Source organism: Geothrix paludis (genome assembly GCF_022808815.1).
In the GTDB taxonomy this organism is placed as follows: Bacteria; Acidobacteriota; Holophagae; order Holophagales; family Holophagaceae; genus Geothrix; species Geothrix paludis.
This window is the reverse complement of the sequence record NZ_JAKZLC010000002.1, coordinates 298,947-320,434: the sequence shown is the minus strand read 5'-3', so window position 1 is coordinate 320,434 and position 21,488 is coordinate 298,947. Positions and strand designations below refer to the sequence as shown.

At 68.4% G+C, this 21,488-nt stretch carries 22 protein-coding genes; 16 read left to right on the top strand and 6 right to left on the bottom strand.

What is annotated here, in order from left to right:
• Positions 1–7: 7 nt before the first annotated feature.
• Complete coding sequence (locus MLE64_RS07070) at positions 8–673, top strand: cytochrome c family protein (RefSeq protein ID WP_243317304.1); 666 nt, start codon at positions 8–10, stop codon at positions 671–673.
• 89 nt (positions 674–762) lie between these two features.
• Positions 763–1,404 carry a protein-glutamine glutaminase family protein gene (locus MLE64_RS07065; RefSeq protein WP_243317065.1) on the top strand — a complete coding sequence of 214 codons (642 nt, stop codon included), beginning with the start codon at positions 763–765 and terminating at the stop codon, positions 1,402–1,404.
• Positions 1,405–1,423: 19 nt separating this feature from the next.
• Here MLE64_RS07065 and MLE64_RS07060 read toward each other — a convergent pair whose 3' ends face one another.
• Positions 1,424–2,767, bottom strand: a complete 1,344-nt coding sequence (locus MLE64_RS07060; protein ID WP_243317064.1) for an alpha/beta hydrolase — start codon at positions 2,765–2,767, stop codon at positions 1,424–1,426.
• A 238-nt stretch (positions 2,768–3,005) separates the two neighbouring features.
• Between MLE64_RS07060 and MLE64_RS07055 the strand changes: the two genes are divergently transcribed.
• On the top strand, positions 3,006–3,536 hold the full coding sequence (locus MLE64_RS07055) for an SET domain-containing protein (protein WP_243317063.1): 531 nt from the start codon (positions 3,006–3,008) through the stop codon (positions 3,534–3,536).
• A gap of 26 nt (positions 3,537–3,562) precedes the next feature.
• Positions 3,563–4,144 carry a hypothetical protein gene (locus MLE64_RS07050; protein WP_243317061.1) on the top strand — a complete coding sequence of 194 codons (582 nt, stop codon included), beginning with the start codon at positions 3,563–3,565 and terminating at the stop codon, positions 4,142–4,144.
• 1 nt (position 4,145) lies between these two features.
• On the opposite strand, the gene MLE64_RS07045 is transcribed toward MLE64_RS07050, so the two are convergent.
• On the bottom strand, positions 4,146–5,120 hold the full coding sequence (locus tag MLE64_RS07045; protein ID WP_243317060.1) for a patatin-like phospholipase family protein: 975 nt from the start codon (positions 5,118–5,120) through the stop codon (positions 4,146–4,148).
• A gap of 83 nt (positions 5,121–5,203) precedes the next feature.
• Here MLE64_RS07045 and MLE64_RS07040 point away from each other — a divergent pair, with 83 nt between their 5' ends.
• Positions 5,204–7,297 (top strand): M3 family metallopeptidase, encoded by a 2,094-nt coding sequence (locus tag MLE64_RS07040; RefSeq protein ID WP_243317058.1) that lies wholly within the window; start codon positions 5,204–5,206, stop codon positions 7,295–7,297.
• 314 nt (positions 7,298–7,611) lie between these two features.
• Here the strand turns inward: MLE64_RS07040 and MLE64_RS07035 are convergent, their stop codons facing one another.
• Complete coding sequence (locus MLE64_RS07035; RefSeq protein ID WP_243317057.1) at positions 7,612–8,130, bottom strand: KdsC family phosphatase; 519 nt, start codon at positions 8,128–8,130, stop codon at positions 7,612–7,614.
• Between the two features lie 249 nt (positions 8,131–8,379).
• Between MLE64_RS07035 and MLE64_RS07030 the strand changes: the two genes are divergently transcribed.
• From MLE64_RS07030 to cydB, 11 genes are all read left to right on the top strand, one after another.
• On the top strand, positions 8,380–8,709 hold the full coding sequence (locus MLE64_RS07030) for an ArsR/SmtB family transcription factor (RefSeq protein ID WP_243287650.1): 330 nt from the start codon (positions 8,380–8,382) through the stop codon (positions 8,707–8,709).
• Positions 8,710–8,789: 80 nt separating this feature from the next.
• Positions 8,790–10,073, top strand: a complete 1,284-nt coding sequence (locus MLE64_RS07025; RefSeq protein ID WP_243317056.1) for a TolC family protein — start codon at positions 8,790–8,792, stop codon at positions 10,071–10,073.
• A gap of 77 nt (positions 10,074–10,150) precedes the next feature.
• Positions 10,151–11,104 carry an efflux RND transporter periplasmic adaptor subunit gene (locus MLE64_RS07020; protein ID WP_243317055.1) on the top strand — a complete coding sequence of 318 codons (954 nt, stop codon included), beginning with the start codon at positions 10,151–10,153 and terminating at the stop codon, positions 11,102–11,104.
• Positions 11,094–14,393, top strand: a complete 3,300-nt coding sequence (locus tag MLE64_RS07015) for an efflux RND transporter permease subunit (RefSeq protein ID WP_243317054.1) — start codon at positions 11,094–11,096, stop codon at positions 14,391–14,393. Before MLE64_RS07020 ends, MLE64_RS07015 begins: the two co-directional genes overlap by 11 nt.
• Before the next feature lie 3 nt (positions 14,394–14,396).
• Positions 14,397–14,609 (top strand): YgaP family membrane protein, encoded by a 213-nt coding sequence (locus tag MLE64_RS07010; RefSeq protein WP_243317053.1) that lies wholly within the window; start codon positions 14,397–14,399, stop codon positions 14,607–14,609.
• A 5-nt stretch (positions 14,610–14,614) separates the two neighbouring features.
• The gene (locus MLE64_RS07005) at positions 14,615–14,779 is read left to right on the top strand and encodes a DUF6132 family protein (protein ID WP_243317052.1); all 165 of its coding nucleotides are present in this window, start codon (positions 14,615–14,617) and stop codon (positions 14,777–14,779) included.
• A gap of 52 nt (positions 14,780–14,831) precedes the next feature.
• On the top strand, positions 14,832–15,155 hold the full coding sequence (gene trxA / locus MLE64_RS07000) for a thioredoxin (protein WP_243317050.1): 324 nt from the start codon (positions 14,832–14,834) through the stop codon (positions 15,153–15,155).
• The gene (locus MLE64_RS06995; RefSeq protein ID WP_243317049.1) at positions 15,155–15,505 is read left to right on the top strand and encodes a rhodanese-like domain-containing protein; all 351 of its coding nucleotides are present in this window, start codon (positions 15,155–15,157) and stop codon (positions 15,503–15,505) included. The genes trxA and MLE64_RS06995 overlap by 1 nt, the downstream gene beginning before the upstream one ends.
• Before the next feature lie 11 nt (positions 15,506–15,516).
• The gene (locus MLE64_RS06990) at positions 15,517–15,927 is read left to right on the top strand and encodes an OsmC family protein (protein ID WP_243317048.1); all 411 of its coding nucleotides are present in this window, start codon (positions 15,517–15,519) and stop codon (positions 15,925–15,927) included.
• Positions 15,928–16,217: 290 nt separating this feature from the next.
• Positions 16,218–17,552 (top strand): cytochrome ubiquinol oxidase subunit I, encoded by a 1,335-nt coding sequence (locus MLE64_RS06985; RefSeq protein WP_243317047.1) that lies wholly within the window; start codon positions 16,218–16,220, stop codon positions 17,550–17,552.
• 9 nt (positions 17,553–17,561) lie between these two features.
• On the top strand, positions 17,562–18,608 hold the full coding sequence (gene cydB, locus MLE64_RS06980; RefSeq protein ID WP_243317045.1) for a cytochrome d ubiquinol oxidase subunit II: 1,047 nt from the start codon (positions 17,562–17,564) through the stop codon (positions 18,606–18,608).
• An 82-nt stretch (positions 18,609–18,690) separates the two neighbouring features.
• On the opposite strand, the gene MLE64_RS06975 is transcribed toward cydB, so the two are convergent.
• From MLE64_RS06975 to MLE64_RS06965, 3 genes are read right to left on the bottom strand one after another with little or no spacing between them, the layout of a single operon-like run.
• On the bottom strand, positions 18,691–19,242 hold the full coding sequence (locus tag MLE64_RS06975; protein WP_243317044.1) for a hypothetical protein: 552 nt from the start codon (positions 19,240–19,242) through the stop codon (positions 18,691–18,693).
• Entirely contained in the window at positions 19,242–19,907 is a 666-nt protein-coding gene (cmk, locus tag MLE64_RS06970; RefSeq protein ID WP_243317043.1) for a (d)CMP kinase, read from the bottom strand. Before cmk ends, MLE64_RS06975 begins: the two co-directional genes overlap by 1 nt.
• Before the next feature lie 35 nt (positions 19,908–19,942).
• Positions 19,943–21,394 carry a NapC/NirT family cytochrome c gene (locus MLE64_RS06965; protein ID WP_243317042.1) on the bottom strand — a complete coding sequence of 484 codons (1,452 nt, stop codon included), beginning with the start codon at positions 21,392–21,394 and terminating at the stop codon, positions 19,943–19,945.
• Between the last annotated feature and the right edge of the window lie 94 nt (positions 21,395–21,488).

Below are 21,488 nucleotides of genomic sequence, written 5' to 3'. Positions count from 1 at the left end.
AGAAACCATGCGTCGATTGGCCCTGCCTGCCCTGATGCTTGCCTGCCTGCTGGCCTGCGCGGAGAAGGAGGCGCCGGCTCCGGCCACGACGCCGGCCACAACTCCGGCCACTGGCGCGCCCGCGGCCCAGCCCTCCTCCCAGCCGGCCACCGCCGGGGCGAAGGCGGAGCCAGCGGCCCCGGCTCCCAAGGCCGCCGAGACGGCCCCGAAGACCGCCGCGAACGCGCCAGCTCCCGCGCAAGCTCCAGCGGTCACGCCCACTCCTGCGCCAGCACCGGCTCCCGCGCCTGCGGTCGCGCCGGCCCCCGTGCCTGCTCCGGCGCCCGCCGCGGCCCCGGCGCCTGCCGCCAAGCCGGCGCCCGCCCCCGCCGTCGCGAGCCCCATGCCCTCCATGGCCAACAACGGCCACGCGGCGGTGGGGGCCAGCGCCTGCAAGATGTGCCATCGCGTCCAGCACGACTCCTGGTCCGCCTCGGCCCACGCGAAGAAAGGCCTCGATTGCGAGGCCTGCCATGGTAACGGCGCCGACTACAAGGCCATGGGCGTCATGAAGAACCTGGCGGCGGCCAAGGCCGCGGGGCTGGTCCTGCCCACCCTCGACTTCTGCCGGAAGTGCCACGGCGCGAAGGCCGACGCGGGGCTCTTCGCCCGGGTCCACGCCCACAAGAGCTGACGCGGGGACGCCACCTTCGATCCCACCCCGGGTTCAGGGGGCGGGACGGGTCTTTCCATTTCCTCGTCCATCCTGATTCGGAGCCCGCCGTGATCCTGCGCCTTTCCCTCGTCCTGGCCCTCCAGATCGGGCTTGTCGCCGTGGCCCAAGGGTCACGCTCCTACCCGGGACCCACGCAGATCCTGGATTCCCCGGACAACGGCCAGCATGTGACCGTCTCCGTGATCGAGCCGCAGGAGGCGCGGGATCTCTTCGCCGAGCTGGCCGCGCGGTCGGACATCCCCCACGGGTTCCTGCTGGACGGCAACTACGCCCGGGCCCACAAGATGGTGCGCATCCTCGATGACCGGGGCGTGACGGCGGCCAAGGCCTGGGTGGAGGGTGAGCTCTTCGTGGACAGCTCGCGCTTCGGCGAGGTGGGCCTGACCTACCACGTCGCACCCATCGTGTTCGTCAGGGAGGGCAAGACCCCGACGGTCCAGGTCCTCGATCCCTCGCTCTTCGACCGGCCCGTGCCCTACGCCACGTGGAAGGCCAAGCTCCTGGCGAAGGCGAAGGCCAAGCTGACGCGGGCCTACTTCACCACGCGGTTCGCCTATGATCCCGATGACCGGATGAAGGCCCTGGCCGACTACGAGGAGGAGCCCCTGCGGGACATGAACAGCACCAACCGGGACTTTGATCGCAAGCTGTTCATGTTCGACCGCGCGACGGCCCTCAAATCCCATTGATGGTGGGCTGGGCGGCCCCTCACGGCTTCGCGGCCTTCAGCTTCCAGTAGTTCCCCCCGCCTGCCGTGCGCAGCTCCAGGCCGCGGCGGGCGGCGCGGAGGCCGTCCAGCAGGACGCGGCGGATGTCGCTGATCACCGGCGGGGCCGTGGCGAAGTAGGAGTGCTCCAGGAAGCTGGTGTCCAGGCCCGAGGCGTCGATGGTCTCGATGCCCGGCACCACCACGATGCCTTCGGCGGTGTCGCCGGCCCGCGGGTAGCCGTGGACCTTCTTGGAGGCCAGGAGGGCGTTGTCGCCATCCGAGGCATAGAGGGTGATGCGGTTGCATCCCGCCGCAAGGGCAGGGGCGATGTCCCGCTTGAAGATCTCCGCGTCGATGTCCGGGGCGGTGAGGATGATCTCCTTGAAGCGGCCCTTGAGCTTCGGCTGTTCCGCGAAGGCCTGGCGCAGGGCGCCCGTGAGGACGCGGTTGCCCATGGAGTGGGCGATGAGGTAGATGTCCGTCACGCCGCTCTTCTGGGCGAAATCCACCAGGAACTTCTTGAGGTTCGCCTCGCTCCACTGGGCGTTGTTCTCATCCGTGGTGTAGCCCTGGAGGGTGCCCTGGGAGGGCCAGCTGTAGAACACGGGCACGCCGCGGTAGTCCAGGTCGTAGGTGATCTGGGCCGTGCGCCGGGCGGCGTCGTCGAAGGCCACGTTGTAGCCGTGGACAAACACGAAGCTCGATCCCGAGGCCCCCTTCGCCTGAACCCGCGCCTTCACCCGGTTCAGGAAGCCCATCCGGGAGTGGGGGGTCCAGTCCAGGATGGCCATGTGCTTCCGGGGGTCCTCGCGGAACTCCAGCTTCCAGAGGGACGGGGCCTCGATCTCGCCGGTCTTGTGCCCATGCGGGACGCTGACGGTGACCTCGCCGTAGGCAATCCCGGCGCCGCGGCCTCCGCCGAAGCTGCCGGTGCGGGGGTCAAGCTTCCGGTCCGTGCCGAACATCACCGATACGCGGGCATAGGCCTGGTCCCGGTCCACGTTGGGGTTGGCATCCACGGGCGTGGGGCGGGGAGGGGGCAGGGACGGGCGGGACGAAGCCGCTCGCCGGGGCATCTCGGCCCTTTCCGCCATGCGGCGGTCCTCGGGTGGCCGGGATGCTTCGGCCTCCGCCAAGGGCTCGGGCCTGGGGGGGTGGGCGGAGGGCGCAGGCGGAGGAGGAGGTGGCGGGGGCGCCGGAGTGGGCACCGGAGCGGGCGTCGGGGTTGGCGCCGGGGCCGGCTGCACCACCGGCGGGCGGCTGGAGCAGGCCGCCAGGAGCCCCGCGAGCGCGGCGGGCCACAGGATCCGTGAGGGCGTCAGTCGGGGCTGGGGCGCGGGCATGGCATCCTCGGCGTGGAATGCTCTGAAGGGAAGGGGGCTTCTGTCGTACTTCGGATGACCGGATTCTACGTCCGTGGATCGCCGGCGGGCCAGCCCCGTGAGATCGACCGGGACCACCTGAATTTCCTGTTCACACAGACAGGGGGTGATCATGATGGGGGTCTCCTCCGGCCGATCAACCCCACGCCGTTCTGACGGCCGCTTCCATCCACTCCGCCACGCGCCTCCAGGAGGTGGCATGCCGAGTCCCAAAGCCCCAGGACCGGACAGGGACTTCATCCGGGTCCAGGCCTCGGCCATCCACGGCACCGGGGTCTTCGCCAAGCGTCCGATCCCGAGGGGGACGCGGGTCTTCGAATATGCCGGGCGGCGCGTGGCCAAGGCCGAGTTGCTGGCCGCGGCCGGGCGGGGTGAGCGGACGCTGACGTACGTCCTGAACCTGGACGAGGACACGGCCATCGACGGCGCGGAGGGGGGCAACGACGCCCGCTTCGTCAACCACAGCTGCGAGCCCAACTGCGAGATCTACATCTTCGATGGGACGCCCTACGTTTACGCCATGCAGGAGATTCCGGCCGGGGCCGAGCTGACCTTCGACTACCAGCTGCAGTCTGTCGGCTCGGCGCGCCTCTCTCGCGCCCTGAGTCGCGAGCTGTTCCCCTGCCACTGCGGGGCCCCGACCTGCCGGGGCACCCTGGTGGCCCTCCCGAAGCGGCGCGCGAAGGCCGGGCGCGCCACCCCCGCACAGGCCGCCCCGCCGCAGGGTTGATGCGGCACCACCCAGGAGGAGGATCCATGAAGCGGAAACCCAGCAGCAAGTCGCAGTCTCCGGCGGTCGCGATGCTCTCCGCCAGCGTGTTCCTCACCTCCGGCGCCTCGGCCCAGGCCACCCGGCCCCAGCCTCCCAAACCTCAGTCCCCCGCATCCCAGCCCCTCGGCCAGGCAGCCCCCCGGGCGCTGCCCGCGGTCCAGAGCCCCGCCGCCGGTCGCGAGGCCGCGGCCTATACCATCAAGTTCGCCGGCACCTTCATGAAGTGGCGGGGCAGCCTGTCCGTGGCGGGCATGCTGAACGGACGGCCCGTCTTCAAGACGCCTCAGGGCGAGTACTTCCAGGTGGAGCCGAACACCGGCGACCTGCAGTTCCACAGCGCCGAGTCCCTGGGCTACATCAAGCTCGCACCGGCCCCCGGCCGGGCCATGGCGCCGGGTCAAGCCATGGCGCCGGGTCGAGCCGGCTACCTCAAGTTCGACGGCATCAAGGGCGAGCAGCGGGTGTCCGTGGCGGGCGTGGACGCCCAGGGCCGCGTCATCCAGGAGAACGCCCGAGGCGAACGCTTCTACCTCAACCCCATGGGCGACATGGTGTTCGTGAAGTAGATCAGGGCTGCGGGGTGGCCGCCGCCATCCGGGCGGCCACCCACTTGTCGATGGCCTGGCGGATGGCGGGCATGGCCTGCTGGGCGGCCACGATGCCCGCCTCCATGCAGCGCTTCTTCTGGGTGAAGTCCAGGGTGCCCACGTCGCCGATGGCCGGCGAGATCAGCACGTCCGCGTCCTTCTTCGAGTGCTCCACATTGAGGGCGAACATGATGTTGGCGGCCTGGAGGCTCACGCCCAGCAGGTTGGTGATGTCCGTGTTCCCCACGTTGGCGCTGATGTCCACGGCGATGACGAGGTCGGCGCCCTTGGCCCGGGCCACGGAGATGGGGATGTTGTCCACCACGCCGCCGTCCACCAGGATCTTGCCCATGTGCTGCACGGGCTGGAACACGCCGGGAATCGCCGAGCTGGCGCGCACGGCACGGGCCACGGAGCCGCGGTCCAGCACCACCTTCTGGCCCCAGTTGAGGTCCGTGGCCACGGCGGCAAAGGGGATCTTCAGCTGCTCGATGTTGGCCGGCTTGATGTGGCCCTTGACCCAGGTCTCGAGCTTGTCGCCCTTGGCGAAGCCCATGCCCGCCACGGTGGAGATCACGCCGAAGTCGAAGAGGTCGTCCTTCTGCAACTGGAAGGCGGTCCACTCCAGCTCGAAGCTGTTGCGGTCCGCCGCGTAGATGGCACCGATGAGGCTGCCCACGCTGGTGCCCACCACCAGGTCCACCGGGATCTTCTCTTGTTCCAGGGCTCGGATGACGCCGATGTGCGCGAACCCGCGGGCAGCGCCGCCACCCAGCACCAGGGCGATCTTCGGTTTGGGCGGGGGGCCCTGGGGCTTGGGCGGGGCCGGAGGCTGGACCTGGGGTGGCGGCGCCTGAGGCACCACCACGGGGGCCTGGGGCTGGCAGGCCAGGAGCAGGGCGAGACCCAGCAGGGCCCCGGCCCGGGCGATGCGCGAGGAGATGAGGCTGGTCATGCCCCGAGGATACCCGACCCGTCTGGGGGGTGATCCCTCGTAAGATGATGCTAGAGTGAAATATGACCCCCCAGGAGACTTCCATGCGTCCCGCTTCCGTCTTGGCCGCCCTCGTGACCCTGCCCGCCCTGGCCGCCGACCCCGCCACCGCCACCAATCCCTTCTTTGGCGAATGGAAGACACCCTTCGGCGTGCCCCCCTTCGCGGAAATCCAGGAGGCGCACTACCTCCCGGCCTTCCGGGAGGGCATGGCTCGCCAGAAGACGGAGGTGGCTGCCATCGCCGATGCCAAGGAGGCTCCTACCTTCGCCAACACCATCGTGGCCCTGGACCTGTCCGGCCAGTTCATGGATCGCATCGGATCGGTCTTCTTCAACCTCACCGGCGCCGAGACGAACCCGAAGCTCCAGGCCGTGAACCGCGAGGTCATGCCCCTCCTGGCGGCCCACCGCGACGACATCAACCTGGATGCGAAGCTCTTCGGGCGCGTGAAGGCCGTGTGGGACGGCCGCGCCGCGCTGAAGCTGGAACCCGACCAGGCCCGGCTGCTGGAGCGCACCTACAAGGGCTTCGTCCGCGCGGGCGCCGCGCTCACACCTGCGCAGCAGGTTCGCATGCGGGCCATCAACGCCGAGCTGTCCAAGCTGGGCGTGGACTTCGGCGACCGCCTCCTCAAGGCCACCAAGGCCTTCCAGATGGTGGTGACGGATCCGGCGGACCTGGCGGGCCTGCCCGAGGGCACGCGTCTGGCCGCGGCCGCCGCGGCGAAGAAGGCGGGCCAGGACGGGAAGTGGCTCTTCACCCTGGACGGCCCGAGCATCTGGCCCTTCCTGGAGTACGCGCAGAACCGCGAGCTGCGGAAGCGGATCCTCACGGGCTACCTGGAGCGCTGCAACCAGGGCGGCGACACGGACACCAACGCCATCGTGGCCCAGGTGGCGGCCCTGCGCGTGGAGAAGGCCCAGCTGCTGGGCTACAAGACCTGGGCCGACTATGTGCTCGAAGAGAACATGGCGAAGGATCCCAAGGGTGTCTACGGCCTGCTGGACCAGATCTGGAAGCCCGCACTGGAGGTCGCCAAGAAGGAGCGCGCCGAGTTGCAGGCCATGATGGCCAAGGACCTGCCCGGCCAGAAGCTGGAGGCCTGGGACTGGCGCTACTACGCCGAGAAGGTGAAGCAGGCCAAGTACGACTTCGACGAGGAATCGGTGAAGCCCTACTTCGCCATCGACGCCGTGCGCCAGGGGGCGTTCACGCTGGCGGGCCGGCTCTACGGCATCACCTTCACGGAACTGAAGGACATGCCCGTCTACCAGAAGGATGTGCGCTGCTTCGAGGTGAAGGAACAGGACGGCCGGCACCTGGGCCTGATCTACGTGGACTACCACCCGCGCCCCGGCAAGCGTGGCGGCGCCTGGATGAGCAGCTACCGTCCCGCCTGGGTGAAGGACGGGAAGCAGGTGGATCCCGTGGTGGTGAACGTCTGCAACTTCACCGCGCCGGCGGGCGACCGTCCCGCGCTGCTGACCTCAGATGAAGTGCGGACCCTCTTCCACGAGTTCGGCCACGGCCTGCACGGCCTCTTCTACAAGGGCCGCTACCGCGGCACCGCCGGCACGCCGCGGGACTTCGTGGAGCTGCCCAGCCAGGTCATGGAGAACTGGTCCATGGAGCCGGAGATGCTGAAGCTCTACGCCAAGCACTACAAGACCGGCGAGGTCATCCCCGACGCCCTGGTGGCCAAGATGAAGAAGGCCGCCACCTTCGGCCAGGGTTTCGCCACCACCGAGTACATGGCCGCCTCGCTGCTGGACATGGACTGGCACACGCTGACCACCACCAAGCCCCAGGACACCGCCGCCTTCGAGAAGGCCTCGCTCGCCAAGTGGGGCCTCATCGCCGAGATCCCGCCCCGCTACCGCAGCCCCTACTTCAACCACATCATGGGCGGCTACGCGGCGGGCTACTACAGCTACATCTGGAGCGCCGTGCTCGACAGCGACGCCTTCCAGGCCTTCAAGGAGAAGGGCAACCTCTTCGATCCCGCCACCGCCGCCAAGTTCCGCGCCGAGGTGCTCTCCAAGGGCGGCACGATGGATCCCGCGCAGCTCTACCGGAACTTCCGCGGCCGCGATCCCAAGGTGGAGCCCCTGCTGGAGAAGCGCGGCCTGAAGTAGAGGCCCGCTCGAGCTTCAACTGATCTCCACGAAGGGCACGAAGAAATACGTGAAGGCCACGAAGGTATCCTCCAGCGCCCTGGCCAGGACATCCGGACCTTCGGCCCCCGGGCGTGCATCGCGCGCCTGACTTCACGAGCGGCGGTTGCGGGCGGCTTCATGGGCTGCCATGGCCGCCGCTCGCGAAGGGATGTCCGCGGTGGGTCGGATCCTCTTCGCGCCCTTCGCACGCCCGAAGGGCGTATTCGTGCTCTTCGCGTTCCGCTTTCCTTCGTGCCCTTCGTGGAGATCCTTGAGGCTCTCGGGTCAACGGGCTAGTACCGGCCCACGATCTCGTCCCACCGCCCCTGGGCCTTCAGGATCCGCTCGGCCGCCTGGCGCAGCACGCCCCGGCCGCCGGGGACGGGCACGGTCCAATGGCAGACGGCCTTCACCTCCTCCGCCGCATCCGAAGGGCAGCAGGCCAGGCCCACGCGGCGGAGCAAGGGCAGGTCCGGCAGGTCGTCGCCCAGGTGACCGACCTGATCGTAAGCCAGGCCGTACTTGGCGCAGAGCTGGTCGAGGATGGGCAGCTTCTCCAGGTGCCCCGCAAAACAGTCCTCCACGCCGAGGTCCCGGGCCCGGGTCACGGTGGCACCGGCGTCCAGGCCCGAGATGAAGGCCACGGGGATGCCGGCCCGCTGCAGGTGCTTGATGGCGGCCCCGTCCCGCACATGGAAGGCCTTCGTGTGGCCGGGCTCCGGGCCGTAGTGCAGGGAGCCGTCGGTGAGGACCCCGTCGATGTCGGTGCAGAGCAAGCGGATCTTAGCTGCGCGGGCGTCCAGGTCCTCCACGGGGGCCTCCTGTCCCAGCCTAGCATTGGGGGCCGGGCATGGCGGGCCGGTGGCTGAGCTCGGCGGACCTCCGGGTGGATTTTCCCGGTAAAGAGATGATGTCCATCACGAATCCCCGCAAATCCCCGCAGAGGGATGGAATGTCGGTTGCTGGATGCTCCGATGGATATACAGTTTTTCAGTGAGGTCCAGATTTCCGGGTTGACAAGCCTGAGAACTGGATGAATATAGTCGCATGGAGTTGAAGTCGTGAATCACCAGCTCAGCAATCCCATGATCGAAGAAGTGAGCGGCCTGTTCAGCGCCCTGGGCGACGCCTCCCGCCTGAAGATCCTCCGTTCCCTCCTCGACAACAAGGGGCCCCTCAGCCAGGGGGCCGTGGCCGAGGCCTCGGGCCTGTCCCAGGCCAACGCGTCGAAGCATCTGGCCTGCCTCGTGCGCGTGGGCCTCGTGACCCGCGAGCCCGAGGGCAATGCGGTGTACTTCACCCCCGTGATGCCCCTGGTGGGCGAGCTCTGCGACCTGGTGTGCGGTCATGTGACCGACCGTGCGAAGATGACCTACAAGGCCCTTAAATGAACGAATGCTTTTATATGCAGTTGCTTTTTTTTGCTTAGGAGTATTCCTTTATGAACATTAAAGCCATAACGGGATTGAGCTTGGCGCTGCTGTCGGGGGGAAGCCTCCTGGCGCAGGAGGGCTTGACCGTGGCCGACAGCATCCGGAAGGCATGGCGCGACCAGGCCGGCCTCCGCGCGGGCCAGGCCATGGTGGAATCCCGCCAGGCGGAAGCCGAGGGCACCCGCGACCTCCGGTTGCCGAGCCTCACGCTCCAGGCCCAGGGGATCCGTACCAACGAGCCCATGATGGCCTTCGGCATCAAGCTGAACCAGGCGCGCATCACCGCGGCGGACTTCAACCCCGACAGCCTGAACCACCCGGATGCCATCGGCGCCTACGGCGGCTCGGCCGTGCTCCAGCAGCCCCTCTACACCGGCGGCCGGATCACCGCCGCCCGGCGGGCGGGCGACTTCATGGCCCAGGCCGAGGTGGCCAGCCAGGAGCGCCGGAAGCAGGAGGCGGCCCAGGCGGTGGTGGAGGCCTACTTCGGCACCCAGGTGGCGGAGCAGGCCCTGCTGTGGGTGGAGGATTCCCGGACCTGGATCCAGGGCATGGAGGACTTCGTGGGGGCCCGCGTCAAGCAGGGCCTGATGCTGGAGTCGGAGCTCCAGCGTCTCAAGGCCTTCCACGCCCAGATCGACGCCCAGAAGGCCGACGTCACCAAGCAGGTGCATGCCGCCCGTTCGGGGCTGGGCCTGCTCACGGGCACGGGGCCTGTGGAAGGGCCGCTGGCCACGCCGCTTGAACCCACGGATCCCCCGGCCAGCCTCCCCGCCGGCGTGCGCGGCGACCTGGTGGCTGCGGACCTGGAGGCCCGCGCCGCCGCCGAAGGCGCCAAGGCCGCCAAGGGCAACCTGATGCCCGAGGTGGGCGTGGAACTCGGCGCAGGCACCCTCCACCATTCCTGGTCCGACAAGGGGAACTGGACCTGGGCCGGCGTGGGCGTGAAGTGGAAGGTGTTCTCGGCGCCGGACCAGGCCAAGGCCCGGGCCGCCCGCGCCCAGGAGCGCGCCGCCCGCGAGATGCGGGACTTCAAGCAGCAGCAGGCCGAGCACGAGATCCGCGTGGCCAGGGAAGGCGTCCTCGCCGCCCAGGCCCGCTACGCCGCGGCGAAGGAATCCCTGGCCGCCGCCGAGGAATCCAAGCGCCTGCGGGAGGCCCGCCACAAGGAAGGTCTCGCCCCCCTCATCGAGGTGCTCGACGCCGAAGCCGCCGTGCAGGGCGCCCGCACCCTCATCCTCCAGAGCCTGTTCGATCTTCGCGTGAGCCGCGCCAGCCTTGATCTCGCCACCGGCACCCCCATCGAAGGAGTGAAGCCATGAAGACCGTCGTTGTGTCTCTGACTTTGGGGGCAGCGCTGCTCGGGACTCTCGCTTGCGGGAGCAAGCGGGATTCCCGAGTGGAAAAGGAACTGCCACGGGTCGCCGTGTCCCTGGTGGGTGGCGGCGCGCCGGAAGGCGGTGCCTGGGTGGCTGCCACGCTGCAGTCCAGCCGCACGGCCACGATGTCCACCCGCATGGCCGCCCAGGTGAAGCGCGTGCTGGTCCAGGAAGGCCAGCGGGTGTCCGCGGGCACCCTGCTGATCTCCCTCGGCGACGAGGACCTCCAGGGCCAGCTGAAGGCCGCGGAGACTGGCCTGGCCACGGTTGAGGCCCACCACCGCCGCATCCAGGCCCTCCAGGCCCAGAAGGCCGCCACCCCCTCCGAGCTGGAGCAGGTGCAGGCCCAGGTGGCCCAGGCCCAGGCCGGCGTGGCCGCCATCAAGGCCAACATCGCCTACACCCAGATCCGCGCGCCCTTCGCTGGGGTGGTCCAGTCCCGCAAGGTGAACGAGGGCGACTTCGTCGGACCCGCCATGCCGCTGCTGGAGCTGGTGGGCGACGGCGAGCAGGAGCTGGTGGCGTCGGTCTCGGAGGACGAGGCCAAGGGCCTGAAGACCGGCTCCAAGGTGACGTTCGAAACCGAGGGCGTCCAGGGCGAGGCCCAGATCACCGGCCTGGCCCCCGGTGGCGATCCGTACAGCCACAAGGGCACCCTGCGGGCCAAGGTGCTCAAGCCCAAGGGGCTCCGCCAGGGCTCCTTCGCCCGCATCCAGGTGCCGGGCGCGAAGGCAGTCGCCCAGGGCCTCTCCGTGCCCCGCACTGCCCTCGTGCAGCGCGGCGAACTCACCGGCATCTTCGTGGCTAAGGACGGCCATGCCGAACTGCGCTGGCTCTCCCTGGGCGAAGGCGAGGGGAACTTCCTGCCCGTCCGCTCGGGCCTGAAGGAGGGCGAGAAGGTCATCGACCATCCCGGCGCGCTCCAGGATGGCCAACCTGTCGAGATCTCCAGCGGGGTGAGCCATGGCAAGTGAGCCCAAACTGGGCCTGGCCGGGCGGCTGGCGAAGGGTTTCCTCCGCAGCAAGCTGACGCCGCTCATCGTCCTGGCTTCGCTGCTGCTGGGCGTCCTCGCCGTGGTCCTGACGCCGCGGGAGGAGGAGCCCCAGATCATCGTCCCGATGGTCGACCTCTATGTGCCCTACCCGGGCGCGAGCCCCAAGGAGATCGAGAGCCAGGTCGCCACGCCCCTGGAGCGCCGCCTCTGGGGCATCCCCGGTGTCGAGTATCTCTACAGCACGAGCATGCCGGGCATGGCGCTCATCACCGTGCGCTTCAAGGTGAACGAACCCCAGGAGCCCAGCCTGGTGAAGATCTACCAGGAGCTGGCGGCCAATCCGCAGATCCTGCCGCCCGGGGCCATGAAGCCCATCATCAAGCTCCAGACCATCGACGACGTGCCCTTCCTGGTGCTCACGCTCCATGGCGAGGCCGGCTCCGGGCAGACGCCCGGCCAGCTCCGCCAGGTCGGCGAGGTCCTGGCGCGCGAGTTGTCCGACGTGCCGAACACCGCCCAGGTGAAGGTGGTCGGCGGCGCCCGCCGCATGGTGCGCATCGAACCGGATCCCGACCGTCTCCGATCCCTCAACATGTCCATCGGCGAGCTCCAGCCGGCCCTCCAGGCCGCCGAAGCCCAGCTACCTGCGGGCGCGCTCGTGGACCACGGCAAGCGCACGGAGCTCGAGGCCACCGGCTTCGTGCTCCAGGCCTCCGAGTTGCGCCGCCTCGTGGTGGGCGTGCGGAACATGAAGCCCGTCTACCTCGCGGATGTCGCCAAGGTGGTGGACGCCCCCGAATCCGAGCCGCCCATGGTCCTCTTCGCCGACGCGGCTCGGCCCGGCTTCGAGCCCGCCGTCAGCATCGCCCTCTCCAAGCGGGCCGGGGCGAACGCCACGGCGTTGGCGGAGCAGGTGCTCACCAAGGTGGAGGCCCTGCGCGGAAGCCTCATCCCCCGCGACCTGAAGGTGGCCGTCACCCGCAACTACGGCGAGACGGCGGGCGACAAGTCCAATGAGCTGATCGAGCACCTGCTCATCGCCACCCTCAGCGTCATCGCGCTCATCCTGCTGGCCATGGGCTGGCGCAGCGCCGTGGTGGTGGGCATCGCCGTTCCCGTCACCCTGGCCCTCACGCTGCTCATCACCTACCTGTTCGGCTACACGCTGAACCGGGTCACGCTGTTCGCCCTCATCTTCTCCATCGGCATCCTGGTGGACGACGCCATCGTGGTGGTGGAGAACATCCACCGGCACCTGCATCTGGCCGGCCAGAAGAAGACCTTCGCCCGCATGGTGGTGGAGGCGGTGGACGAGGTGGGCAATCCCACGATCCTCGCCACGTTCGCGGTGATCGCGGCCATCCTGCCCATGGCCTTCGTGCGCGGCCTCATGGGCCCCTACATGCGCCCGATCCCCATCGGTGCCAGCCTGGCCATGATCTTCAGCCTGATCATCGCCTTCGTCATCAGCCCCTGGGCCAGCCTCATCGTGTTCCGGAAGGAGGCGCACCTCCCCGAGACGGACGCCTCCGGCCTCCATCCCGCCAGCCCGGACCAGGCGGCCCCCGAGCCGGCCCAGCATCACCGGGGCCCGGACGAGGTGCCCGAGACCCGGTTCACCCGGATCTACCGGACCTCCATGCACGCCCTGCTGACCCGGCCCAAGGTCCGGTGGGCCTTCTTCGCCGGCGTCGTCGTCCTGCTCCTGGGGGCCATGTCCCTGGTGGGCTTCGGCGTGGTCAAGGTCAAGATGCTGCCCTTCGACAACAAGTCAGAGTTCATGGTCCAGCTGGACCTGCCGGCCGGGACGCCGAAGGAGGACGCCCTGGCCGCCGGTCAGGACATCGCCCGCCGCCTGCTGAAGGACGCCACGGTCAAGGACGTGCAGGTCTACGCAGGCGAAGCCGCGCCCTTCACCTTCGTGGGCATGGTGCGCCACAGCTTCCTCCGCCAGGCGGCCGAGATGGTCGACATCCAGGTGAACCTGGTGCCCAAGGGTGACCGCAAGGAGCAGAGCCACGACATCGTCGTGCGCCTGCGCCCCGAGCTCGAGAAGATCTCGAAGCCCGCGGGGGCCCGCATGAAGCTCGTGGAGATCCCGCCTGGACCGCCGGTCATGGACACGATCGTTGCGGAGGTCTATGGGCCCTCCGACGCGGAGCGCACCCGCCTGGCCGGAGAGGTGCTCGGGGTCTTCAAGAGCGTGAACGGCATCGTGGACGTGGATTCCACCCTGAATCCGACCTCGCCGAAGATCAGCCTCGTGCTCGACCGCGAGAAGGCGGCCCTCCATGGGGTGGCCCCGGCGAGTGTCGTCCAGACGCTCTACATGGCGGGCTATGGCCACACCGTCGGAGCCTTCCATGTCCTGCGCGGCTCCAGCCAGGTGCCCGTCGTGGTGCAGCTCCCCTCCGAGAAGCGCCAGCGGCTGGATCAGATCCTCCAGCTCTATGTTCCGGGAGCCCGGGGCATGGTGCCCGTGCGGGAGCTGGTGACGGTGAAGGACGGGACCGAGGAGCCGGTCATCCACCACAAGAACCTGATGCCTGTCACCTATGTCTTCTCCGACCTGGCCGGGACCATCGAGAGCCCGGTCTACGCCCTGGCCGCGCTGAACAAGAAGATCGACGCCCTCAAGGGCACCGGCGGCGCGAAGGTCGAGCGCCTCGGCCTCGCCCACCCCGAGAACACCGAGAACCTCATCATGAAGTGGGACGGCGAGTGGCACATCACCCTTGAGGTCTTCCGCGACCTCGGCATGGCCTTCGCCGCCGTGCTGGTGCTGATCTTCGTGCTGGTGGTGGGCTGGTTCGAGAGCTTCGAGATCCCCTGGGTGATCCTGGTGCCCATTCCGCTCTCCCTCATCGGTATCATCCCGGCGCACGGGCTGATGGGCGCGTTCTTCACGGCCACGAGCATGATCGGATTCATCGCGGGGGCCGGCATCATCGTCCGCAACAGCATCATCCTCGTGGACTTCATCGAGCTGAAGCTGAAGGAGGGGATGTCGCTGGAATCCGCGGTGGAGGAGGCGGGCGTGGTGCGGTTCCGCCCCATGCTGCTGACAGCCGCCGCCGTGTTGGTGGGGAGCGCTGTCATGCTGGCGGACCCCATCTTCCAGGGCCTGGCCATCAGCCTCATGGCGGGCGAAGTGGCCGCCACCCTGCTCTCCCGCATCGCCGTGCCGGTGCTCTATTACGTCGTGGCCCGCCGTGGCCACGCCGCCAACCTGCAACGCCAGGCGGCCCTTGCCGCTGAAAAGGAGTGATCCATGAACGTCGATCGCATCGTCCACACTGTCGCCGGCACCTTCATCCTGGTGAGCCTCGCCCTGGCGAAGTTCCACAACCCGAACTGGATCTGGTTCACTGTCTTCGTGGGCGCGAACCTGCTCCAGAGCGGCCTCACCAACTGGTGCCTCATGTCCACCATTCTGCGCAAGCTCGGCGTGCCTGAAGGGCAGGGCGTGGGATGTTGCCGGTGAAGCCCATGGCCCTCCGCATCCTCCTGGGTCTCGCGATCGGTGGCGTACTGGGCTACGCCTACCAGCGGCTGGTGGGCTGCAGCACCGGAACCTGCCCGCTCACGGCCACGCCCCTCCGCGCCATCACGTACGGCGCCGTGATGGGCCTGCTCTGGGCGGCGGCCAAGTAGGCCCCGCCGGCAGCTTCAGCCGCTTCTCCTTCCGTCCATTTCCGGAGTCGCCATGTCCGACGTCATCCATCTCACCACCGAGGCCTTCCACAAGGTATCGTCCCACCAGAACCCGGTGCTCATCGACTTCTGGGCTCCCTGGTGCGGTCCTTGCCGCATGCAGGGTCCTATCCTCGACGAGGTCGCCAGGACCGCGGGCGCGAAGGCCCTCGTGGCGAAGGTCAACGTGGACGAGGAGCCGCTGCTGGCCGGCCAGTTCGGCGTCCAGAGCATCCCCACGCTGGTGGTCCTCAAGGACGGCCGCATCCAGAGCCGCATGGTGGGCGTCCAGTCCGCGCACGCGCTCCTGGCGGCCCTGCAGCAGGCGGGTGCCTGATGGCCGAGTACTGGATCTACCTCATCCCGGTGGCCGCCATCGGCTACCTGCTGTGGAGCCGTCGCTCCGCCTCGGCGGCGGATGTGAAGGCCCTGCTGGAGCGGGGGGCCCAGATCGTGGACGTCCGCACCACGGGCGAGTTCCGCACCGCCTCGCACCCGAAGGCCATCAACATTCCCGCGGACCAGCTGGACCAGCGCGCGAAGGAACTGGACCCCGCGCGCCCGGTGCTGCTCTGCTGCGAGAGCGGCAGCCGGAGCGGGTTCGCCGCCTCCATCCTCAATCGCAAGGGCTTCAAGGAGGTCCACAACCTCGGCTCCTGGCGCCGCATCGCCACCTTCCTCCCCTGAAAGGAACTTCCATGGAAGCCCATGTCCGCTGGGAATCGGGTCTGACGTTCCAGGTGGACCAGGAAGGCCACCAGTACCACATCGACGTGCCGGCCGGTGCCGGGGCGCTCACCAAGGGGCCCCGGCCCAAGGGGCTCATCCTGGCGGGGCTCGGCGGATGCACCGCCATCGACGTGGTGAGCATCCTCGAGAAGATGCGCGTGAAGCTGGACGGCCTCGAGGTGCAGGTGAGCGCCGAGGCCCGGGAGGAACATCCCCGGATCTTCACCAGCATCCACGTGCGCTATGTGTTCCGGGGAAGGGACCTGCCCATGGACAAGCTGGAGCGTGCCGTGAAGCTGTCCGAGGAGACCTACTGCGGGGTCTCCGCCATGCTGCGCCCGGCCGTGCCCATCACGTCGGAGATCGTGGTCGAGGGCTGACCGGCGGTCGAAGCCGGCGCGGAAGATCGACCATAAAAACGGCGGGCCCACCCCGGGCCCGCCTCCCCTACCCCTGAGCTTTCCGGAACCGCGAACGGTCCAGTGCTGGGATGCAAATAGAATATGACTAAATAACGATTCAAGACTATTGATAACAATGTGATTTCCGTCACCTACGGTTTCCCGTTTGGTTTCAGCTCTTTGGGTGAGCCCCTCCCGCGCCGGCGTGGGATACTGGCCGCGCATCAGGGATCCAGAGGCGTCGCAGGCCATTCATTCCGGGAGAAACCATGGGTGATCCGCTTTTCTGGCACAGGCTGCAGTTCGGCTTCACGGCGACCTACCACTACCTGTTCCCGCAGCTGACAATGGGCCTCGCCCTCGTGATCGTCGTGCTGAAGGCCATGGGCCTCCGCACCGGCGAGGCGCGCTACAACGATGCGGCCCGCTTCTGGATCAAGATCTTCGGCATCAACTTCGCCGTGGGCGTGGTGACCGGCATTCCGCTGGAGTTCCAGTTCGGCACGAACTGGGCCGCCTTCTCGCGCTTCTCCGGCGGCATCATCGGCCAGACCCTGGGCATGGAAGGCATGTTCGCCTTCTTCCTGGAGAGCAGCTTCCTGGGGATGCTGATCTGGGGCGAGAAGAGGCTCTCGCCGAAGGGTCACTTCGGGGCCGCCCTGGCGCTGTGGATCGGCAGCTGGCTCTCGGGCTACTTCATCATCGCCACCAACGCGTTCATGCAGCATCCCGTGGGCTACACCCATGCCGCCGACGGTAGCCTCCAGCTGGCCAGCTTCTGGGCCTTCGTGCTCAACCCCTGGGCGCTGGGCCAGTACGCCCACAACATGATCGCCTCCGTGGTGACGGCTTCCTTCGTGGTGGCGGCCATCGGCGCCTACTGGACCCTCAAGGGCATCCATCCGGTGCAGGCCCGGCTGAACCTGCGGGCGGGCACGATCATGGGCCTGGTCTTCAGCGTGCTCGTGGCGTTCCCCACGGGGGACATCTCCGGCAAGCTCGTGGCCAAGTACCAGCCCATCACGCTGGCAGCCATGGAGGGCCGCTTCGAGAGTGGCCCCCGCGCCAACCTCACCCTGGTGGGCCAGCCAAACGTGGCCCAGCGGCGCATCGAGAATCCCATCCAGCTGCCCGCCGTGCTGAGCTTCATCGCTTACGGCAGCTTCTCCAGCAACGTGAAGGGTCTGCTGGAATTCCCCGAGGATCAGTGGCCGCAGAACATCGAGCTGCTCTACTACAGCTTCCACATCATGGCGGGCCTGGGCACGATCATGATCGCGATCATGGGCCTGGCCGCTCTGCTGCTCTGGAAGAGCCGCCTCGACACGGCGCGTCCCATGCTCTGGGTGCTGATGCTGGCCTTCCCCTTCCCGTACATCGCCACGGCCGCGGGCTGGGCGGTGGCCGAGTTCGGCCGTCAGCCCTGGCTCATCTACGGCCTGCTGCGCACGCTCCACGGGGGTTCCCCCACGGTGAACGCGGGCCACACCGCGTTCACGACGCTCGGGTTCGCCGGCATCTTCGTGGTGCTGAGTGTCCTGTGGCTCTTCCTCATCGGCCGGGAGATCGCCCACGGCCCCGTCTCCCACTCCCAGAAGGCCTAGGAGGCTGCCATGGAAATGCTCTGGTTCTGGCTCGTCTCCGTGATGGTCGCGATCTACGTGGTGATGGACGGCTTCGACTTCGGCGCCGGCATCCTGCACCTGGTGGTGGCCAAGACCAATGAGGAGCGCCGCGAGGTGCTGGGCGCCATCGGCCCCCTGTGGGACGGCAACGAGGTCTGGCTGCTGGCGGGTGGAGGCTCCATGTTCCTGGCCTTCCCCAAGGTGCTGGCCTCGGGCTTCTCGGGCTTCTACCTCGCCATCTGGCTGGTGGTCTGGTGCCTGATGGCCCGCGGCATCTCCATCGAGTTCCGTTCCCATCTGGAGGACGGGCTCTGGCGCCACTTCTGGGACGGGGCCTTCGCGTTCTCCAGCGTGCTGCTCCCCATCCTGTTCGGCGCGGCCCTGGGCAATGTCCTGCGGGGCGTGCCCGTGGACGGGAGCGGCTACTTCGAGATGGCGCTCTGGACCAACTTCCGCCAGGGCCCCCAGCCCGGCATCCTCGACTGGTACACCGTCCTCATCGGGGTGTTCGCCCTGGTGACCGTGGCCGGCCATGGCGCTCTGTTCCTGGCCTGGAAGACGGAGGGCGCCGTGCACGACCGCGCCAAGGGACTCGGCATGAAGCTCTGGGGCGCCGTGCTGGTCCTGTGGATCGTGGCCAGCTACGCCACCTCGGCCGTGAACCCCGGCATCTTCCACCGCCTCCCCCAGGCCCCGCTGGGCTGGGTGGCCTCCCTGATCTTCCTCGCGGGCCTGGGCCTGGTGTTCGTGGGCCTCAAGCGGGAGCGATTCCTCCTGGCCTTCCTGGGTTCCGGAGCCTTCATCCTCGGCCTCCTAGCGGCCAGCGCGGCCTGCGTCTACCCGGTGATGCTGAGATCCACCCTCGACCCCCAGTTCGACCTGACGGCCCTCAACGCCAGCGTGGGCGCCCACGGCCTTCGTGCGGGCCTGGTCTGGTGGCTCATCGGCTTCCCCATCGCCATCGGCTACCTCACCTTCCTCTTCCGCTTCCATCGGGGGAAGGTGAAGGCGGCGGCGGAGGGCGAGGGCTACTGACCTGGTTTCTGCATGGTTCAGAAAAACGGGCGCCGGGAGGCGCCCGTTTTTCTGAGGTGGGAAGGGATGAAGGGGTGCGCTCCTAGGCCTGTTCCGACCGGCTCCGGTGCCACCGCCAGGCCAGCCAGGCCCAGCAGGCCACCATGCCCAGCCAGCCCAGGCTCTGGAGCCCGTGGGCCAGCGTGGTGTCCTGGGCCAGCAGGCCCCAGCGCCCCAGCAGCGTGGCCCAGTCGTGCTCGCCTCCACCCACGAGCGGGAGGACCTGCGCGCGGGCGTCCGCCACATAGCGCGCGATGTTCAGGAGGTTCTCGAACGCCCAGATGCCTGTGACCGAGGTGCCCACCGCATCCCGGCGCAGCCAGAAGGCCCCGAGCGCGAGCAGGGGCACCAGGAGCTGCATGAAGGTCCCGCCGAGGATGGTCAGGACCTCCCAGCCCAGGAGGCCGAAGATGGGGTGGCCGGCTTCGTGGAACACCAGATTCACGCCGTCCAGCAGCGGGATCCAGCCCTGGTCGGCGCGGATCGCGAGAACGGCGAGCAGGAGGAAACCCAGGGAGACGCCGGCCAGGGCGGCGGTTCCCACGGGCTGCCACTCGGCCTCCCAGGCTTCGGCTAGCGGTTCCAGGAGGGGCATCACGGATGCGCCAAATGCCTTGCCACGATCCAGTCCACCACCTGGTCGAGGGTCATGGCGCTGGAATCCAGCTCCACGGCGTCCGCGGCCTTGCGCAGGGGCGCCACGGCGCGGGTGCTGTCGGCCTCATCGCGGCGGCGCTGATCGGCGAGCACGTTCTCGAACGCTGGAGCCTGGCCCTTGGCCTCGAGCTCGAGGAAGCGCCGCCGGGCGCGGGCCTCGGGGCTGGCCGTGAGGAAGATCTTGCAGCAGGCATGGGGGAAGACCACCGTGCCGATGTCGCGGCCATCCACCACCCAGCGGCCGGAGGCGCCGATGCGCCGCTGCTGCTCGACGAGCACTTCCCGCACGCGGGCATCCGCGCTCACGGGCGTGACGCCGCGCGTGACCTCCTGGCTGCGGATGGCTTCGCTGACGTCCTCGCCGGCGAGGAAGATGCGCGTGCCCTCCTGGGCGAGGTCCAGGCCCGCCAGGAGGCGTTCCAGCCCGGGGCGGTCCGCCAGGGACAGGCCTGCGCGGAGCACGGCCAGGGCGGCGGCGCGGTACATGGCGCCGGTGTCGAGGTACTGCCAGCCAAGACGCGCGGCGGCCCGTCGGGCTGTGGTGGATTTTCCCACGCCAGACGGGCCGTCGATCGCGATCAGGGGAAGGGCGGAAGCGGTCATGCCTTCATTCTGCGGGACCGCTCCCGGTCATTCCATCACTTCATGCCGAGGTCCTTGAGGACCTTGGGATCCTTCTCGTCTTGCGCCAGGAGCGTGTGGCAGGTGTCGCAGTCGCCCTTGATGGTGCGGCCGTCGGCGGCGGTGTGGCTGCCGTCGTGGCAGCGGAAGCAGCCCACGGATTCCTCATGCCCGATGTTGTTCGGGTGCGTGCCCCAGGTGAGCTTCATCTCGGGGAACACGTTGCGCATGTAGATGGCCTTCACGGCCTCGGCGGCCGCGTCCACCTGGGCCCGCTTGTGCTTGAACACGTCCGGGTAGGTGGTGCGGTAGAACTCGTTGATGCCGAGGACGATCTTCGAGCCGGCCTCCTGCTGGCTGGCGTATTCGACCTTCAGCAGCTCCACCGCCTTCTTCTTGATGTAGGGCAGGTCCGTGGCGATGAGGCCCTTGGTCATGGACTTGTCCACGGCGCGATCGGGCAGCTCGAAGGTGTGGGTGGGCCGGTTGTGGCAGTCGATGCAGTCCATCTTGCGCTCGGTGGCTTTCGCGAGCTGCTCGGGGGTCAGCTTCTTGAAGTCGTCGGTGACGTACTCCACGAGCTGGCCGTTATCGTCGCGGTAGGTAACCTTGGGGATCTCCTGGCGGCGGTGGTCCGTGCTGATGTAGCTGATGCGCTCCATGGCGTCGAGGTGGCGGCCGTGGATGCCCGTGGTGCCGTTCGGCGTGTGCCCGCCGATCTTCAGCAGGAGGATGCTGGTGGAGGGGGTGTTGGCCTCGTCATCGGCGTACTTGGTGCGGATCAGCAGCTTGTCGTCGGTGAACTTCTGGGGCCAGTGGCACTGCTCGCAGGTCTCGCGGGCGGGGCGCAGGTGTTCGACCGGGCTCGGGATGGGGCGCGAGTAGGTGCCGAAGGCCACCGCGAAGAGCTGGCGGGTGCCAGAGATCTTGGCGCGCACCAGGGCGGGGGCGCCGTGGCCGATGTGGCACTGGGCGCAGCCTACGCGGGAGTGGGGCGAGTTCAGGAAGGCGGTGTACTCGGGGCTCATCACTGTGTGGCAGGTGAGGCCGCAGAAGCGGTTGGAGTCCATGTACTCCACGCCCTTGAGGCCCGCGGTGCCGAGAATGCCGACGTTGATGAAGGTGAGGGCGCCCACCACCAGCAGCAGGCGGCGGATGCCGGGCTGGGTGAAGTCCACCTTCTGGAGAGGCGTGGGAGCCTCGCCCGACAGGCGGCGCTGGCGGCGCACCCGGAGGATGCCCACGGGGATGAGGACCAGGCCCACGAGGAAGATGGCGGGAAGGGCGAGGAACAGCAGGATGCCGACGTAGGGGTGGACGGCCCGGGGGCTGGTCAGCTCCATGAACCAGAACCAGACGAGCGTGAAGGCCGAGCTGGTCGTCAGGGCCACGCCCAGCAGGGTGATCCAGTTGTTCCCCAGCTGGAAGCAGAGCCTGGCGAGGTCTCTGATGCGTTCTTTCAAGCTCATGGATCCACCTCCGCGACGTGGGGGAAAAGACAAATGACACCCGAGTGGGCAATGCCTCGTTCCACCCTAAATTCCTCCGGGGTCAGCCGCAAGA

Bases quoted from the DNA above. Each gene is read 5' to 3' on its own strand.
- MLE64_RS07070 (WP_243317304.1), top strand. From the start codon at position 8: ATGCGTCGATTGGCCCTGCCTGCCCTGATGCTTGCCTGCCTGCTGGCC.
- MLE64_RS07060 (WP_243317064.1), bottom strand. From the start codon at position 2,767: ATGCCCGCGCCCCAGCCCCGACTGACGCCCTCACGGATCCTGTGGCCC.
- MLE64_RS07055 (WP_243317063.1), top strand. From the start codon at position 3,006: ATGCCGAGTCCCAAAGCCCCAGGACCGGACAGGGACTTCATCCGGGTC.
- MLE64_RS07050 (WP_243317061.1), top strand. From the start codon at position 3,563: ATGAAGCGGAAACCCAGCAGCAAGTCGCAGTCTCCGGCGGTCGCGATG.
- MLE64_RS07045 (WP_243317060.1), bottom strand. From the start codon at position 5,120: ATGACCAGCCTCATCTCCTCGCGCATCGCCCGGGCCGGGGCCCTGCTG.
- MLE64_RS07040 (WP_243317058.1), top strand. From the start codon at position 5,204: ATGCGTCCCGCTTCCGTCTTGGCCGCCCTCGTGACCCTGCCCGCCCTG.
- MLE64_RS07015 (WP_243317054.1), top strand. From the start codon at position 11,094: ATGGCAAGTGAGCCCAAACTGGGCCTGGCCGGGCGGCTGGCGAAGGGT.
- MLE64_RS07010 (WP_243317053.1), top strand. From the start codon at position 14,397: ATGAACGTCGATCGCATCGTCCACACTGTCGCCGGCACCTTCATCCTG.
- MLE64_RS07005 (WP_243317052.1), top strand. From the start codon at position 14,615: ATGGCCCTCCGCATCCTCCTGGGTCTCGCGATCGGTGGCGTACTGGGC.
- trxA (WP_243317050.1), top strand. From the start codon at position 14,832: ATGTCCGACGTCATCCATCTCACCACCGAGGCCTTCCACAAGGTATCG.
- MLE64_RS06995 (WP_243317049.1), top strand. From the start codon at position 15,155: ATGGCCGAGTACTGGATCTACCTCATCCCGGTGGCCGCCATCGGCTAC.
- MLE64_RS06990 (WP_243317048.1), top strand. From the start codon at position 15,517: ATGGAAGCCCATGTCCGCTGGGAATCGGGTCTGACGTTCCAGGTGGAC.
- MLE64_RS06985 (WP_243317047.1), top strand. From the start codon at position 16,218: ATGGGTGATCCGCTTTTCTGGCACAGGCTGCAGTTCGGCTTCACGGCG.
- cydB (WP_243317045.1), top strand. From the start codon at position 17,562: ATGGAAATGCTCTGGTTCTGGCTCGTCTCCGTGATGGTCGCGATCTAC.
- MLE64_RS06975 (WP_243317044.1), bottom strand. From the start codon at position 19,242: ATGCCCCTCCTGGAACCGCTAGCCGAAGCCTGGGAGGCCGAGTGGCAG.
- cmk (WP_243317043.1), bottom strand. From the start codon at position 19,907: ATGACCGCTTCCGCCCTTCCCCTGATCGCGATCGACGGCCCGTCTGGC.
- MLE64_RS06965 (WP_243317042.1), bottom strand. From the start codon at position 21,394: ATGAGCTTGAAAGAACGCATCAGAGACCTCGCCAGGCTCTGCTTCCAG.